The 15,278-nt window shown below is 69.9% G+C and carries 12 protein-coding genes; 10 read left to right on the top strand and 2 right to left on the bottom strand.

The features are described 5' to 3' along the window. Window positions 1-58 precede the first annotated feature (58 nt). The 9 genes from ABEB28_RS13020 to ABEB28_RS12980 all read left to right on the top strand — a co-directional run bounded on the left by ABEB28_RS13020 (window position 59) and on the right by ABEB28_RS12980 (window position 11,574). Window positions 59-1,735: an L-aspartate oxidase gene (locus tag ABEB28_RS13020; RefSeq protein ID WP_345728308.1), complete on the top strand. Its 1,677-nt coding sequence runs from the start codon at window positions 59-61 to the stop codon at window positions 1,733-1,735. Further along, entirely contained in the window at window positions 1,732-2,646 is a 915-nt protein-coding gene (nadC, locus tag ABEB28_RS13015) for a carboxylating nicotinate-nucleotide diphosphorylase (RefSeq protein WP_345728307.1), read from the top strand. Before ABEB28_RS13020 ends, nadC begins: the two co-directional genes overlap by 4 nt. Next, complete coding sequence (locus tag ABEB28_RS13010; RefSeq protein ID WP_345728306.1) at window positions 2,621-3,379, top strand: type III pantothenate kinase; 759 nt, start codon at window positions 2,621-2,623, stop codon at window positions 3,377-3,379. Before nadC ends, ABEB28_RS13010 begins: the two co-directional genes overlap by 26 nt. A 209-nt stretch (window positions 3,380-3,588) precedes the next feature. Next, window positions 3,589-4,500: an SRPBCC family protein gene (locus ABEB28_RS13005; protein WP_345728305.1), complete on the top strand. Its 912-nt coding sequence runs from the start codon at window positions 3,589-3,591 to the stop codon at window positions 4,498-4,500. After that, window positions 4,497-5,873 (top strand): methyltransferase, encoded by a 1,377-nt coding sequence (locus ABEB28_RS13000; protein ID WP_345728304.1) that lies wholly within the window; start codon window positions 4,497-4,499, stop codon window positions 5,871-5,873. Before ABEB28_RS13005 ends, ABEB28_RS13000 begins: the two co-directional genes overlap by 4 nt. After that, window positions 5,846-6,502: a TetR/AcrR family transcriptional regulator gene (locus ABEB28_RS12995; RefSeq protein ID WP_345728303.1), complete on the top strand. Its 657-nt coding sequence runs from the start codon at window positions 5,846-5,848 to the stop codon at window positions 6,500-6,502. The genes ABEB28_RS13000 and ABEB28_RS12995 overlap by 28 nt, the downstream gene beginning before the upstream one ends. A gap of 182 nt (window positions 6,503-6,684) precedes the next feature. Continuing rightward, window positions 6,685-8,151, top strand: a complete 1,467-nt coding sequence (gene lysS, locus ABEB28_RS12990) for a lysine--tRNA ligase (RefSeq protein WP_345728633.1) — start codon at window positions 6,685-6,687, stop codon at window positions 8,149-8,151. Window positions 8,152-8,288: 137 nt separating this feature from the next. Next, a complete protein-coding gene (locus ABEB28_RS12985) occupies window positions 8,289-8,639 on the top strand; it encodes a histone-like nucleoid-structuring protein Lsr2 (protein WP_345728302.1) in 351 nt (116 codons plus the stop codon). Window positions 8,640-9,048: 409 nt separating this feature from the next. After that, window positions 9,049-11,574: an ATP-dependent Clp protease ATP-binding subunit gene (locus tag ABEB28_RS12980; protein WP_345728301.1), complete on the top strand. Its 2,526-nt coding sequence runs from the start codon at window positions 9,049-9,051 to the stop codon at window positions 11,572-11,574. Window positions 11,575-11,703: 129 nt separating this feature from the next. Here the strand turns inward: ABEB28_RS12980 and ABEB28_RS12975 are convergent, their stop codons facing one another. Continuing rightward, entirely contained in the window at window positions 11,704-12,621 is a 918-nt protein-coding gene (locus ABEB28_RS12975; protein ID WP_345728300.1) for an HhH-GPD family protein, read from the bottom strand. A gap of 164 nt (window positions 12,622-12,785) precedes the next feature. On the opposite strand from ABEB28_RS12975, the gene ABEB28_RS12970 reads away from it, so the two are divergent. After that, a complete protein-coding gene (locus ABEB28_RS12970; protein WP_345728299.1) occupies window positions 12,786-13,493 on the top strand; it encodes a hypothetical protein in 708 nt (235 codons plus the stop codon). A 584-nt stretch (window positions 13,494-14,077) separates the two neighbouring features. Here the strand turns inward: ABEB28_RS12970 and disA are convergent. Next, window positions 14,078-15,175: a DNA integrity scanning diadenylate cyclase DisA gene (gene disA / locus ABEB28_RS12965; RefSeq protein ID WP_345728298.1), complete on the bottom strand. Its 1,098-nt coding sequence runs from the start codon at window positions 15,173-15,175 to the stop codon at window positions 14,078-14,080. Between the last annotated feature and the right edge of the window lie 103 nt (window positions 15,176-15,278).

The raw sequence follows: 15,278 nt of genomic DNA, 5'->3' as shown, positions 1-15,278 counted from the left end.
GGCAGTAGCACGCCGCGCGTCGGACTACCGGCGTTCACCAGCGAATAGGCTCCCAGACGTGGATGTCCAACGGAGGGCTCAGGCGGTCGGTACTGTCGGCCCGGTACCGCGCCGTCTTGTTACCTCGACGCCGGGCTGGACCGTCACCGCGGACGTCTGCGTGATCGGTTCCGGCATCGCCGGTCTCTGTGCCGCGCTGCATGCCCGCGAGGCCGGGCTGTCGGTCGTGGTCGTGACCAAGGTCAACATCGACGACGGTTCGACCCGGTGGGCGCAGGGTGGCATCGCGGCCGTCCTCGACCCGCTCGACACCCCGGCCGCCCACGCGAAGGACACGCTGGTCGCCGGCGTCGGGCTCTGTGACCCGGCCGCGGTGGCGGTCCTCACCCGGGAAGGCCCGGGACGGCTGCACGAGCTGATCCGGGCCGGCGCGGAATTCGACCGGAACCCCGACGGATCGCTGATGCTCACCCGCGAGGGTGGTCACCACGCGAACCGGATCGTCCACGCCGGCGGCGACGCCACCGGCGCGGAGGTACAGCGAGCGCTGCACGCCGCCATTCACCGCGACCCGGGTATCCGGCTGATCGAGCACGCGCTCGTGCTCGACCTGCTCACCGGCGCCGATGGTCGGGCGGCCGGCGTCAGCCTGCACGTGCTCGGCGAGGGCACCGAGGACGGCGTCGGCGCGGTGCTGGCCCGGGCCGTCGTGCTCGCGACCGGCGGGCTCGGCCAGGTCTTCGCGTCCACCACGAACCCGGCGGTCTCCACCGGCGACGGGGTCGCGCTCGCGCTGCGCGCCGGAGCCGTCGTCACCGACCTGGAGTTCGTCCAGTTCCACCCGACCGCGCTGTACCTCGGGGCGAACGCGCCCGCCGGCCAGCAACCGCTGGTAAGCGAAGCGATGCGCGGCGAGGGCGCCTATCTGCGCAACGGCGCGGGCGAGCGGTTCATGGTGGGGCGGCACGAGTTGGCCGAGCTCGCACCGCGGGACATCGTCGCGAAGAACATCACCAGGGAGATGCTCACCGAGGGCGCCGAGCACGTCTGGCTGGACGCCAGGCACCTCGGCGCGGACTTCCTGGAGGGCCGGTTCCCGTCGATCCTGGCCCGGGCGCGGCAGGCCGGTATCGACCCGGTCACCGACCTGGTCCCGGTGGCGCCCGCGGCGCACTACGCGTCCGGCGGCGTCCGGACCGACCTGCACGGGCGTACCAGCGTGCCCGGCCTCTACGCGTGCGGCGAGGTGGCGTGCACCGGCGTGCACGGCGCGAACCGGCTCGCGTCGAACTCGCTGCTGGAGGGGCTGGTGTTCGCCGGCCGGATCGGCGCGGACCTCGCCCGCGACCTACCGCCCCAGGCCGAGCCGCTGGACGTGGAAGGCAGCGGGCTCGATCGCTACGTGGTGTCCTCGGGAGTGCGCGAGGACCTGCAGCACGCGATGGTCCGGGGTGCGGGGGTACTGCGCTCCGCTGACTCGCTCGAGTCCACCCTGGAGACCCTGGCCCAGCTCGGCGGCAAGCGCTCGATGGACCCGCGCCCGGTGAACTGGGAGGTCACGAACCTCCACACGGTGGCGACCGCGCTGGTCGCCGCCGCGCTGGCCCGGGAGGAGACCCGCGGCTGCCACTGGCGTGAAGACTTCCCGGACGCGGTCGACGCGTGGCGGGGGCACCTGCTCGCGGCGATCGGGCCCGACGGTGCGCTGACCGAGACGTACGAGGCGATGACATGAGCTCTCTCGACGAGCAGTTCCTGGCCGCGGGGCTCGATCCCGCGTGGGTTCGCGACCTGGTCGCCCGATCGCTCGCCGAGGACCTGGGCGGTCCGGACGGCGTCGACGTGACGAGCGTGGCCACGATCCCGGCGGACCAGGTCGACGTCGTGGACCTGGTCGCCAGGGACTCCGGTGTGGTCGCGGGCCTGTCGGTCGGATTGGCGGTGTTCGAGGCGGCCGGTGCGACGGACTGGACGGTGCTGGTGGCGGACGGGGCCTCGGTGCGGCGCGGGGACGTGCTCGCGACGGTCACCGGGCCGACGCGGGCGCTGCTCACCGCCGAGCGCACCGCGCTGAACCTGCTCTGCCGGGCGAGCGGCGTCGCCACCCACACCCGGAGCTGGGCCGAGGCGATCGAGGGTACGGGCGCGCAGGTCTTGGACACCCGCAAGACGACGCCGGGCCTGCGTCCGCTGGAGAAGTACGCGGTTCGGGCCGGTGGGGGCACCAACAAACGGATGGGCCTCTACGACGTCGCGATGATCAAGGACAACCACAAGTTCGCGGCCGGCTCGATCACCGCGGCGTTCGAGGCGGTCCGGGCGACGTTCCCCGAGGTGCCGGTCCAGGTCGAGGTGGACACGGTCGCCGAGGCGGTCGAAGCCGTGGACGCCGGTGCGACGTTCCTCTTGCTCGACAACATGGAGCCCGACCTCCTGCGCGAGGTGGTGGCCGCCGTCGGCGCGAAGGTCGAGCTGGAGGCCACCGGAGGGCTGACGCTCGACCGGGCCCGCGAGTTCGCCGAGACCGGCGTCGACTACCTCTCGGTCGGCGGCCTGACCCACTCGTCCCCGATCCTCGACATCGCCCTCGATCTACGCCCCCGCCAGGAAGGTCTTCACGGTGCTGCTCACCATCGACGTCGGTAACACGAACATCGTGCTCGCGACGTTCTCGGGGGAGAAGCTCGTCCACTCCTGGCGAGTGCGGACCGACAGCCGGATGACCGCGGACGAGCTCGCGCTGCTGTTCCGCGGTCTGCTGGAGAGCGAGGCCGTGCAGATCACCGGCGTCTCCGCGTGCTCCACGGTGCCCGCGACGCTGCGCGAGCTGCGGACGATGCTCGATCGGTATTACGGCGACATCCCGACGATGATCATCGAGCCGGGCATTCGGACCGGGGTGTCGATCGTGATGGACAACCCGAAAGAGGTCGGCTCGGACCGGATCATGAACACGCTCGCGACGTACCACCTCTACGGTGGGCCGGCCGTCGTCGTCGACTTCGGGACGTCGACGAACTTCGACGTCGTCGGGGCGGACGGGGCGTTCCTCGGCGGCGCGCTGGCACCGGGTATCGACATCTCGGTCGACGCGTTGGCCGCGCGGGCGGCGCAGCTCCGGAAGGTGGAGCTGGTGCGACCTCGGTCGGTGGTCGGGAAGAACACGGTCGAAGCGCTGCAGTCCGGGATCATCTACGGGTTCGCCGGGCAGGTGGACGGGATTGCGCGTCGGATGGTGGAGGAACTCGGCGGGGTGACCGCCGTCGTCGCCACCGGCGGCCTCGCGTCGCTGGTGATCGGCGAGTCCCGCGAGATCACCAACCACGAGCCCAACCTGACTCTGATCGGCCTCAGATTGGCCTTCGAGAAAAACGCCTGATCTGCACGGCCCGCTGAGGACGACGCTGACAGGCGAGCGCGAGATCTCGAGACAACAGCCAGGTCGCGGCGGTCTCGCGCTCGACTGCCAGCGCCGCCCTCAGCGGGCTCCAGCGCCGTAGTTACGGCGGTTCAACGGCGCGGCGTCTTGAGCGATCGCTCAAACCCTGCCTATGCTCGGCCTTGAGCGATCGCTCAAAGGAGGCGAGCATGGACGAGGGCGAAGCGGCGGCGCCGCAGGAGACACCACGTCGGCGGCGTGGAATGTGGTGGCGCGTCGGATGGACGGTGATCGTCGCGGTCTTCGCGATCCTCGGCTTCTGGATCACGGTCGCGACCGGTCGGGAGGACAGCGCGCTGCTGTTCGTGGGCCTTCCGGCAGGGCTCGCGCTCCTGCTCGCACTGGCCCCGGCGCCCTACAGCCTGCACGGCACGGTCTTCGTCTCGACGACGATCCTCATGCTGCTCTTCGCCGCCCTGCTCCAGGAAGGCGCGATCTGCCTGCTGATGGCCGCTCCGCTGGTCTACCTGGCCGCGCATGGCGTCGCCGGCCTGGTGCGGCTGTTCGACCGCCGCCTCGGGGTGGCGTTCGCTCTGCCACTACTCGCCGTCATCGCAATCGAGGGCGTGATCCCGACGCTGCGGATCGCGCCGGTCCAGGCGGTGACCGTAACCCGCCACGTCGTGCTCACACCCGCGCAGGTGCAGGCGACCGTCGCGGCCGGTCCGCGGTTCGGTGTCGCGCGCCCGTTGCTGCTCCGCCTCGGCTACCCGACGCCCGACCACGCGGCCGGCGCCGGCGTGGACGTCGGCCGCCGGTGGCACATCGGCCAGCACGGTGGCGCGATCGTCACCCAGGTCGTCGCGAACGAGCCGTACCGGGACGGTCGCCGGATCGTGTTCCGCCGACTCTCCGACACGTCGATGACGAACCACTCGCTGATCTGGCGAACGGCCGTCCTGCGGTGGGCGTCGAATCCGGACGGCGGCTCGGACGTCCGGCTGCAGATCGAGTTCGAGCGCCGACTCGACCCGTCCTGGTACTTCGGGCCGATGGAGGACGCGTTCGTCCGCGCCGGAGAGCGTTACCTCCTGGACAGCCTCGGGCTGCAACCGGCATGACCGGCCTCGCGGTCGCGCGGTACGCCGTCCTCGCGGTGCCCGTCGCCGCGCTGGTCGCGGCCGCCTACCCGGTCCGCGGCTCCCGGCGCACGCGCGGCGCGCTACTGCTCGCGTTCCTCCTGGCGCTGGTCGGCGTCGCGTTGCTGGACCGCCTGGCGCGCTGGGCCGACTGGTGGTCGTACCTGCCGGTCCACGGAGCGTTCGACGGCCTGCCCGCCGACCTCTGGCTGGGTTGGGCGGTGCTCTGGGGACCGCTGCCGGTGGCGGTCGGTCGACTGCTGTCCGGTCATTGGCCGACGATGCTGCGGACGCCGATCCTGCTCGCGGCGGTCGGCTGGATCGACGCGGTGACGATGCCCGCCCTCACGCCGCTGGTCCGGCTCGGTTCCGGCTGGGGATGGGGCGAGCTGCTCGGACTGCTGCTGGTGGCGTTGCCGGCGGTCGTGCTGGGGGAGTGCACGGCGGCCGGACGCCACCTGCGTCTGCGGGTCGTTCTGCAGATGGCTCTCTTCGCCGGGTTGGTGCTCTGGTTGGTGCCGACCGTCGTGATGGCGGTGGGCGACGGATCCTGGAGTGCGGTGTTGCGTGCTCCGCGCTGGTGGCTCTCGCTCTTGGTTCAGGCGGCCGTGCTCGCTTCGGTGCCCGGTCTGGCCGCGGTGCGCGAATTCGCCGAGCGGGGCGGCGGGACGCCCTACCCGTGGGACCCACCGAGCCGGCTGGTCACCACCGGTCCGTACGCCTACCTGGCGAACCCGATGCAGGTCTCGGCCACGCTACTGACCGGCGTGCTCGCGATCGCCCTCGAGAGCTGGGCGGTGGCCGCTGCCGCGGTGATGTCGGTGGTCTTCAGCGAAGCCGTCGCCGAGAAACACGAGGACGACGACCTGCGGCGTCGGTACGGGCCGGAGTGGACGGCGTACCGCAGCCGGGTGCGGCGCTGGATCCCGCGACGGCGTCCGGCCGGGTTCCGATCCGCCACGCTCTATCTGGACCTCGGCTGCGTGCAGTGCCGCGAGCTGCACGGCGCGTTCGGCCGCTCGGACGGAGTCGGGCTGACGCTGGCGGACGCCCGGGAATATCCGGGCGCGCTGTACCGGGTGCGGTACGAACGCGACGACGGCGTAGTGGTCGATGGTGTCGAGGCGGTCGCGCTCGCCGTCGAGCACGTCGGCGCGGGGCCCGCCGTGCTCGGTTGGCTCGCGCGGCTGCCGGTGATTCGGTGGGTCGTGGCGAGGGTCGCCGACGGAGTGGGCTTCGGCCCGAGCGCGGAGCCGGTCGGCCGCGGACTACCGTCGGCGCCGGGCCACGACGAGCGGCCCGAAGCGGCCTCGGTGAACGGAGACGAATGGCGGAGGACACCCGGCAGCGCTTGATCGACGGGGCGATCGAGACGGTTCGCCGGAACGGCATCGCCGGTACGTCCGCGCGGACGGTGGCGGCCACCGCCGGCGTCAACCAGGCGCTGGTCTTCTACCACTTCGGCAGCGTCGCGGACCTGCTGAACGAGGCCTGCCGGGCAGCCACCGCGGCCGACGTCGCCCGGTACCGGGAGCGCTTCGCGGCGATCCGGACGATGCGGGAACTGCTCGCGCTCGGCCGCGACCTGCACGCCGATCAGCGCGAGCGGGGCAACGTCACGCTGCTGGCCCAGATGTTGGCCGGCGCGCAGGGCGACGAGCGTCTGGCGTCCGCGACCAGCGAGGCGATCCAGCTCTGGGTGCGGGAGATCGAAGGTGTGCTCCGCCGGGTGGTCACCGGATCGCCGATCGAACAGGTCGTCGACGTGACCGGATTGGCGCACGCGGTCTCGGCGGCGTTCGTCGGCATGGAGTTGTTCGAAGCCGTCGACCCGAACGGGTCCACCGCCGCGCTGGACGCGCTGGACCGGCTCGGAATACTGCTCGAGGTCGCCGACGACCTCGGCCCGGTCGCGAGTTCCGCACTGCGACGTCGGATCCGCGGCGTCACCGGATCGAATACGCCGCCCTCCCGCGGGAGATGAGATCTGCGACGCAACGGCGGAATTGATACCGCTGCCGCCGGTCAAAACGGATCGGCGAGGCTCGATAGGCTCCACGCGTGACCGAGAACTCCACCGACCAGCCCGCGCGCTCTGACAACGGGGCTCCTGTTTCGCCGGGGAACGCCGACCCGGCGGCCGACGCCGACGCGTTCGAGAGCGACCTGCCAGAGCAGGTCAGGGTCCGGCTGGAGAAGCGGGCCCGAATGCTCGCCGAGGGCATCGAGCCGTATCCGGTGGGCTTCGCGCGCACGACGACGCTGGCGGAGATCCGGGGCCGCTACCCCGACCTGGGGCCGGACGAGCACACCGGCGAGCGCGTTTCGGTGACCGGACGGGTCCTCTTCATCCGCAACACCGGCAAGCTCTGTTTCGCGACGCTGCGGGAGGGCGACGGCACCGAGCTGCAGGTGATGCTCAGCCTCGCCCAGGTCGGCGCGGAATCGCTGGAGAGCTGGAAGTCCCTGGTCGATCTCGGCGATCACGTGGGGATCGACGGTGAGGTCATCACGTCCCGGCGAGGCGAGTTGAGCATCCTCGCCGATCGTTGGGTGCTCACCGCAAAGGCTCTGCGTCCGTTGCCGGTCGCTCACAAGCCGATGGGTGAGGAAACCCGGATCCGACAGCGTTATGCGGATCTGATCGTTCGGCCGGAAGCCCGCCGGATGGTGGAAGTACGTACCGAGACGGTACGCGCGCTACGGGATTCCCTGAACCGTCGGGAGTTCCTCGAGGTCGAGACGCCGATGTTGCAGACCGTGCACGGAGGCGCGGCCGCTCGGCCGTTCATCACGCATTTCAACGCGTTCGATCTCGACGTCTACCTACGCATCGCACCAGAGCTCTTCTTGAAGCGTTGTGTGGTGGGTGGCATTGAGAAGGTTTACGAGATCAATCGAAACTTCCGTAACGAAGGGGCGGATTCCACGCACTCGCCGGAATTCACCATGCTCGAGGTGTACGAAGCCTACGGTAACTACGACACCATGGCCCGGCTGACCAGGGAGCTGTACCAGGAGGCCGCCACCGCGGTCTTCGGCTCGACGATCGTGGAGCGCTTCGACGGGTCCGAGATCGACCTGAGCGGTGAATGGGAGACCGCGTCGCTCTTTACGCTCGTCTCCGAGGCGGTCGGCGAGGAGGTCACGCCGGAGACGCCGATCGAGACCTTGCGCACGTACGCCGAGAAGCACGGTATCGCTGTGAATCCACTGTGGGTCCACGGGAAGCTGGTCGAGGAGCTGTTCGAGGCATTGTGCGAGGAGCGGCTGGCCGGGCCCATCTTCGTCCGGGACTATCCGCTCGACACCAGTCCGCTGACGCGTCCACACCGGTCGGTGCCGGGCGTCGCGGAGAAGTGGGACCTCTACATCGACGGGGTGGAGCGCGGCACCGCCTACTCCGAGCTGGTCGACCCGGTCATCCAGCGCGAACGCCTGGTCGCCCAGTCCGCCATGGCGGCCAAGGGAGACGTCGAGGCGATGCAGTTGGACGAGGACTTCCTGCGCGCCCTCGAATACGGCATGCCACCGTCCGGTGGAATGGGTATGGGCGTGGACCGTTTGCTCCAGGTGTTCACCGGTCGCGGCATCCGAGAGACGATTCTGTTCCCGTTCGTCCGACCGGTTTAACTGCGACGGTTGGGTGACCGCAGGCAGGGTGCTGAGCGGTTACCCAGCGTTTTGTGGATACTGGGTATTGGCGTTTCGGTCGGTGCCGTGATTGTATTTAGCCGTACCCAGTTTTTCTGGTGAGCCGGGAGGAATTCGTGGCGCAGAAGGTGCAGGTGCTTCTCGTCGATGACATCGACGGAGGGGAAGCAGAAGAGACGGTCTCGTTCTCGCTCGACGGCGTATCTTACGAAATCGATCTGTCGTCCAAGAACGCCGCGACCTTGCGGGATGCGGTAGCGCCTTACGTCGGCGCTGCGCGTAAGTCCGGCCGGTCCGCCGCAGTGAAGCAGGCCGCCGCTGCCCGCACCCGTTCCTCCGGCTCCACTGCGACCGCTGATCGCGAGCAGAACCAGGCCATCCGGGAATGGGCCAAGAAGCGCGGATTCAAGGTTTCCGACCGCGGTCGTATCCCTAACGACATCGTTCAGAAGTTCCACGCGAGCTGACCCGGACAGCGGTGGGTGCTCACCGTTAGCCCCAGCACCGCCTCTCGACGTACTCCTTTCGGGCTCCCTGCCCCGCCGCCGGCCCCGTACCGGCCACCCCGCGGACGCCGCCGTGCAGAGCGTCCGTAACCTGCTGTTAGGGGTAGTTATGCGGTCGGCGAAAAGCCGACCGTGGCGGGACGAGGCGGTTGTTCGCTCTCAGCGGACAGCCGGTCGGAAGCGTGGCTTCCGCTCCACCGTTGTAAGAACCGTAGTCATGGACGTCGCCGGTGCGGTGCACCGGCGGTAGCCGGATCCGGTTCCCGCGGCGGGTGGCCGGAGGTCATCACCCGACTACAGTGGTGGGACGGGCGCCATCAGGTGTTCGCGACCACACGGTGCCCACCGGCACGTGAGGAGCTAACGAGGGATGTTCGAGAGGTTTACCGACCGCGCGAGGCGTGTTGTCGTCCTGGCTCAAGAAGAAGCCCGGATGCTCAACCACAACTACATCGGCACCGAGCACATCCTGCTCGGCCTCATCCACGAGGGTGAGGGCGTCGCGGCCAAGGCGCTCGAGTCCCTGGGGATCTCGCTGGAGGGCGTTCGCCAGCAGGTCGAGGAGATCATCGGGCAGGGTCAGCAGGCGCCGAGCGGGCACATCCCGTTCACGCCACGGGCCAAGAAGGTGCTGGAGCTGTCGCTCCGCGAGGCCCTGCAGCTGGGCCACAACTACATCGGCACCGAGCACATCCTGCTCGGGCTCATCCGCGAGGGCGAGGGCGTGGCCGCCCAGGTCCTGGTGAAGCTGGGGGCTGACCTCAACCGGGTCCGCCAGCAGGTGATCCAGCTGCTCTCCGGCTACCAGGGCAAGGAGCCGGCCGGCTCCGGTGCCCCAGCCGAAGGCACGCCGTCCACCTCGCTCGTCCTCGACCAGTTCGGTCGCAACCTGACCCAGGCCGCACGCGAGCAGAAGCTCGACCCGGTCATCGGTCGGGAAAAGGAAATCGAGCGGGTCATGCAGGTGCTGTCCCGCCGCACCAAGAACAACCCGGTGCTGATCGGCGAGCCCGGCGTCGGCAAGACCGCCGTCGTCGAAGGGCTGGCGCAGGCGATCGTCAAGGGCGAGGTGCCCGAGACGCTCAAGGACAAGCAGCTCTACACGCTCGACCTCGGCGCGCTGGTCGCCGGGTCGCGCTACCGCGGTGACTTCGAAGAGCGCCTGAAGAAGGTGCTCAAGGAGATCCGCACCCGCGGCGACATCATCCTGTTCATCGACGAGATCCACACCCTGGTGGGTGCGGGTGCCGCCGAGGGCGCGATCGACGCCGCGTCGATCCTGAAGCCGATGCTGGCCCGGGGTGAGCTGCAGACGATCGGCGCCACCACGCTCGACGAGTACCGCAAGTACGTCGAGAAGGACGCCGCTCTCGAGCGTCGGTTCCAGCCGATCCAGGTCGGCGAGCCGTCGCTGGCGCACACGATCGAGATCCTCAAGGGCCTGCGTGACCGCTACGAGGCCCACCACCGGATCTCGATCACCGACGGGGCGCTGGTCGCGGCCGCGACGCTGGCCGACCGGTACATCTCCGACCGCTTCCTGCCGGACAAGGCGATCGACCTGATCGACGAGGCCGGCGCCCGGATGCGGATCCGTCGGATGACCGCTCCGCCGGACCTGCGCGAGTTCGACGAGCGCATCGCGGGCGTGCGGCGGGAGAAGGAGTCCGCGATCGACGCGCAGGACTTCGAGAAGGCCGCGTCGCTCCGCGACAAGGAGAAGCAGCTGCTGGGCCAGAAGGCGCAGCGGGAGAAGGAGTGGAAGGCCGGCGACCTCGACGTCGTGAGCGAGGTCGACGACGAGCAGATCGCCGAGGTCCTGGCGAACTGGACGGGCATCCCGGTCTTCAAGCTCACCGAGGAGGAGACCAGCCGTCTCCTGCGCATGGAGGACGAGCTGCACAAGCGGGTCGTCGGCCAGGAGCAGGCGATCAAGGCGGTCTCGCAGGCCATCCGGCGTACCCGGGCCGGCCTGAAGGACCCGAAGCGTCCCGGTGGTTCGTTCATCTTCGCCGGCCCGTCCGGTGTGGGTAAGACCGAGCTCTCGAAGGCGCTCGCCGAGTTCCTGTTCGGTGACGAGGACGCGCTGATCCAGCTCGACATGTCCGAGTTCCACGACCGGTACACCGTGTCGCGGCTCGTCGGTGCCCCTCCCGGCTACGTCGGGTACGACGAGGGCGGCCAGCTCACCGAGAAGGTGCGCCGCAAGCCGTTCTCCGTGGTGCTCTTCGACGAGGTCGAGAAGGCTCACCCGGACGTGTTCAACACGCTCCTGCAGATCCTGGAAGACGGTCGCCTGACCGACGGCCAGGGCCGGATCGTGGACTTCAAGAACACGGTGCTGATCCTGACGTCCAACCTGGGTACCCGCGACATCGCCAAGGCCGTGTCGCTCGGCTTCCAGGCCGGCAACGACACGACCAGCAACTACGAGCGGATGAAGCTCAAGGTCCAGGACGAGCTGAAGCAGCACTTCCGTCCCGAGTTCCTCAACCGGATCGACGACACGATCGTCTTCCACCAGCTCACCGAGGAAGAGATCGTTCAGATCGTCGACCTCATGCTGAACCGGGTGGACACCGCGCTGAAGAACAAGGACATGGGGCTGGAGCTCACCGACAACGCGAAGAAGTTGCTCGCGGCGAAGGGCTACGACCCGGTGCTGGGTGCTCGGCCGCTGCGTCGGACGATCCAGCGCGAGATCGAGGACACGCTGTCGGAGAAGATCCTGTTCGGCGAGCTGTCCGCCGGTCAGATCGTCGTCGTCGACGTGACCGGGCTCGACGAGAAGGACAACACCAAGGGCGAGTTCACGTTCCGCGGTGCTGACAAGCCGGCTCCGTTGCCGGATGCGGTCACCGCCGAGATCGCCACCGGCGAGACGGCCGCCGAGTAAGGCACGCTGTTTCGCTCGAAGGGCGGGCCCCGTTGGGCTCGCCCTTCGGCGTTTCACCGGAGCTGGGCCGGACGCGCAGTTACGCCAAATCCGCCTTCACACGCGTCGTGGAGGCGGACTTGGCGTAGATCAGCGGGGTAGGGCGTAGCGGCCGTCGGGGAGCGGATCGACGAGCCCGTCGGTCACGAGGCCGTCCAGGGCGCGGCTGCGCTGCACGGCGTCGTGCCAGACGACGTCCAGCGCCGCCTGGGCGACCGGGCCCTCGGCGTCCCGTAGGACGGCCAGCAACCGCCCACGCACTTGCCGGTCGGTGCCGGCGTAACCCTGGGGACGCCGCACCGGTCCGTCGTAGGCCGGCTTACCGGCGCGGAACCACGCACAGTCGGCCACGATCGGACAGTCGGCGCAGCGGGGCGCTCGAGCCGTACAGACGAGCGCTCCGAGCTCCATCACCGCGACTGCGTAGCGCGCGGCCACCTCGGCGTCCGTGGGGACGAGCGGCTCGGCCAACGCGAGGTCACGGGTGGCGGACCCCGGAGCGGCGTCGGCCACCCCGGTCACGACCCGGCTGAGCACCCGCCGGACGTTGGTGTCCACGACCGCGTGACGCTGCCGGTACGCGAACGACGCGACGGCCCGGGCCGTGTACGCCCCGACGCCTGGCAGCGCGAGCAGGGACTCCAGGTCGGTCGGGAGCTGCCCGCCGTGCCGCTCGGTGATCGCCACCGCGCACTCGTGCAGCCGGAGCGCACGCCGCGGATAACCGAGGCGCCCCCAGGCGCGGACGGCTTCGCCCGGCTCGTCCGCCGCCAGCGCCGCCGGCGTCGGCCAGCGCGCCATCCACGCTTCGTACGCGGGCAGGACGCGGGAGACCGGCGTCTGCTGGAGCATGATTTCGCTGACGAGGACGCCCCAGGGAGTGGCGTCCGCGGTGCGCCAGGGAAGGTCCCGGGCGTTCTCGCCGTACCAGTCGAGGACGAGTGCGGCGAACCTGGTAGCGAGCGGGATCTCCGGGGGCTGGGTATCGAAGGCGGGGGTCGCTGACATCAGCGTTGATCGTGCCAGGGTCGGTGTCTTCCCGCGCGCCGTGCCCCCGCCGCGGCGGTGAGACGGGAGGTGGACGGCGGACGCGTGTGATCGTCTCCACGTCAGGTTGAGACTCGGCGCGCCGTCGCGCATCCGGCGGCTCGGAGCGATACCGTTCGTCCACCATGAACTGGACGGTCGGACCCCACCCATCCAGCGTCTACTGGCGTCGGCGCCTGTTGATCCTCGGGCCACTGGTAATCATTCTGCTGGCGTTCGCGTCGTGCATGATCTCCGGTGGTTCCGGCAGTGACGCGGCACGTGTAGTCGGCGTGCCCTCCACGACCCAGGCCTCCCCGGCGGCAGGCGGCGGTGACTCACCCGATCCCGGCGAGTCCGGGGCAGGCTCCGCCGACGCCTCCCCAAGCCAGGAGTCGCCCGACTCGGCGACCGCCGCACCGCAGGCACCGGCCGGCGGATCCAAGTCCTCCTCGGCGGCGTGTGCGGACACGGCGCTCACCCTCACCGCCGTGCCCTCCGACGGCTCGGTGCGGATCGGTGAGTTCGCCGCCATGCGGCTGGTCGTCAAGAACTCCTCGTCGGCCGCGTGCCGCCGCGACGTCGGCTCGAACGAGCAGGAGCTCAAGATCCTCTCCGGCACGGCGAAGGTGTGGTCGTCCGACGACTGCAGCTCGCGCGCGGACGCCGCCGCGGCCACGGTCGATCGGAAGCTCGTACCGGGGGAGACGCTCAACTACTACATCAAGTGGGGCGGGACGACGTCGTCGAAGAACTGCGTCACCGGCGCCCCGGTGAAGCCGGGCAAGTACCAGCTGGTGGCTCGCCTGGGCACCCTGGAGAGCAAGCCCGTCCCCTTCACGGTGAATCCCTGAGGTGCACGGCCCGCCCAGGACGGCGAAGGCCCAGTGCGAGGCTGCCGGCGCCACCGTCTCGGTCAAGTGATCTCCGCCGGCCACCGCGCCGGCGAGCGCTGACACCAGAAGCGCCCGTCCCGATTCGGGGCGGGCGCTTCGTCATGCGCGGGTGGCGCTTGGGGTTTTGCCGAAAAACCATGCCGCGACGGCCCCTTGAGAGGTGGTCTTCCCCGAAAACCACGTCCGGGTGCTCCGTGGGAGGTGGTCTTCCCGAAAACACGTCGCGGCGGCCGGTGGATTCCTACGGTCGTGGCAACACCTTCGGAGCGGAGGGCCGGTCGCCGTGGACGCCCACCCCGGAACGCTGCACTGCCCGGAGAGCGCGACAACCACCCAGCGCGACCCGGAGAGCGCGACAACCACCCGGCGCGACCCGGAGAGCGCGACAACCACCCAGCGCGACCCGGAGAGCGCGACAACCACCCGGCGCGACCCGGAGAGCGCGACAACCACCCGGCGCGACCCGGAGAGCGCGACAACCACCCGGCGCGCTACCCGGAACGCGTGCCAACCATCAGCGGCGCGTCGTTCTGGGCGGGCCGCTATACGTAGCGTTCGAGGATTGAGGACTCGGCTAGGCGGGAGAGGCCTTCGCGCACCGAGCGGGCGCGGGCGTCGCCGACGCCCTCTACCGCGCGGAGGTCGTCGACCGTCGCTCCGAGCAGCTTCTGGAGCCCGCCGAAGTGCTCGACCAGGCGGTCGATGACCGCGCCCGGCAGGCGGGGAACCTTCGCGAGCAGCCGGTAACCGCGCGGGCTCACGGCGCCTTCCAGGGTGTCGGCCGTGGCCGGGTAGCCGACTCCGCGGGCGACCAGCGTCAGGTCGAGCAGCTCGGTCGCGGACAGCCGGTCGAGGTCGTCGAGGACGTCGGCGACCGACCTGGTGCGGCGGCCGGAGGGCAGGTAGTCGCGGATCACCAGCTCACGGTCGGCGTCGACGCCGGCCATCAGCTCGTCCAGCTGGAGCTTGAGCAGGCGTCCGTCGGTGCCGAGCTCGATCACGTAGCCGGCGATCTCGTCGGAGATCCGGCGGACCATCTCCAGCCGCTGGGTCACCGACATCGCGTCGCGGACCGTGACCAGGTCTTCGATCTCCAGCGCCGACAGGGTGCCGGACACCTCGTCGAGCCGCAGCTTGTAGCGCTCCAGCGTCGCGAGTGCCTGGTTGGCCTTCGACAGGATCGACGACGTCTCGTCCAGCACGTAGCGGGTGCCGCCGACGTAGAGCCCGATGATGCGCATCGACTGGCTGACCGAGATCACCGGGAAGCCGGTCTGCTTGGACACCCGCTCGGCGGTGCGGTGCCGGGTGCCGGACTCGACCGCCGGTATCGACGAGTCGGGCATCAGGTGCACGGCGGCCCGCACGATCCGCGAGCCGTCGTTGGACAGCACCAGCGCACCGTCCATTTTCGCCAGCTCACGAAGCCCGGTGGGGGTGAACTCGACGTCGAGCGGGAAGCCGCCGGTCGAGATCGCGTCGACGGTCTTGTCGTGTCCGAAAACGATCAGGGCACCGGTGCTACCGCGCAGAATCCGGTCGAGTCCGTCCCGCAGGGAGGTACCCGGCGCGATCCGGGCGAGCGTTTGCCGGAGCTGCTCATCGCGCTCCGTCCCGACCACGGCTGTACCTCCAGGCATCTGATTCTCCGGCAGTCTACGGCGGCCACGCCTCTCCGCGCGGTGTGGGCCCGCTGGTGACACCGTGTCGGAGTACCGACACAAGTTGGCACTCCACCGGCGC

This window comes from Cryptosporangium minutisporangium, from assembly GCF_039536245.1.
GTDB classification, from domain to species: domain Bacteria; phylum Actinomycetota; class Actinomycetes; order Mycobacteriales; family Cryptosporangiaceae; genus Cryptosporangium; species Cryptosporangium minutisporangium.
This window is presented reverse-complemented; position numbering and strand designations above follow the sequence as displayed.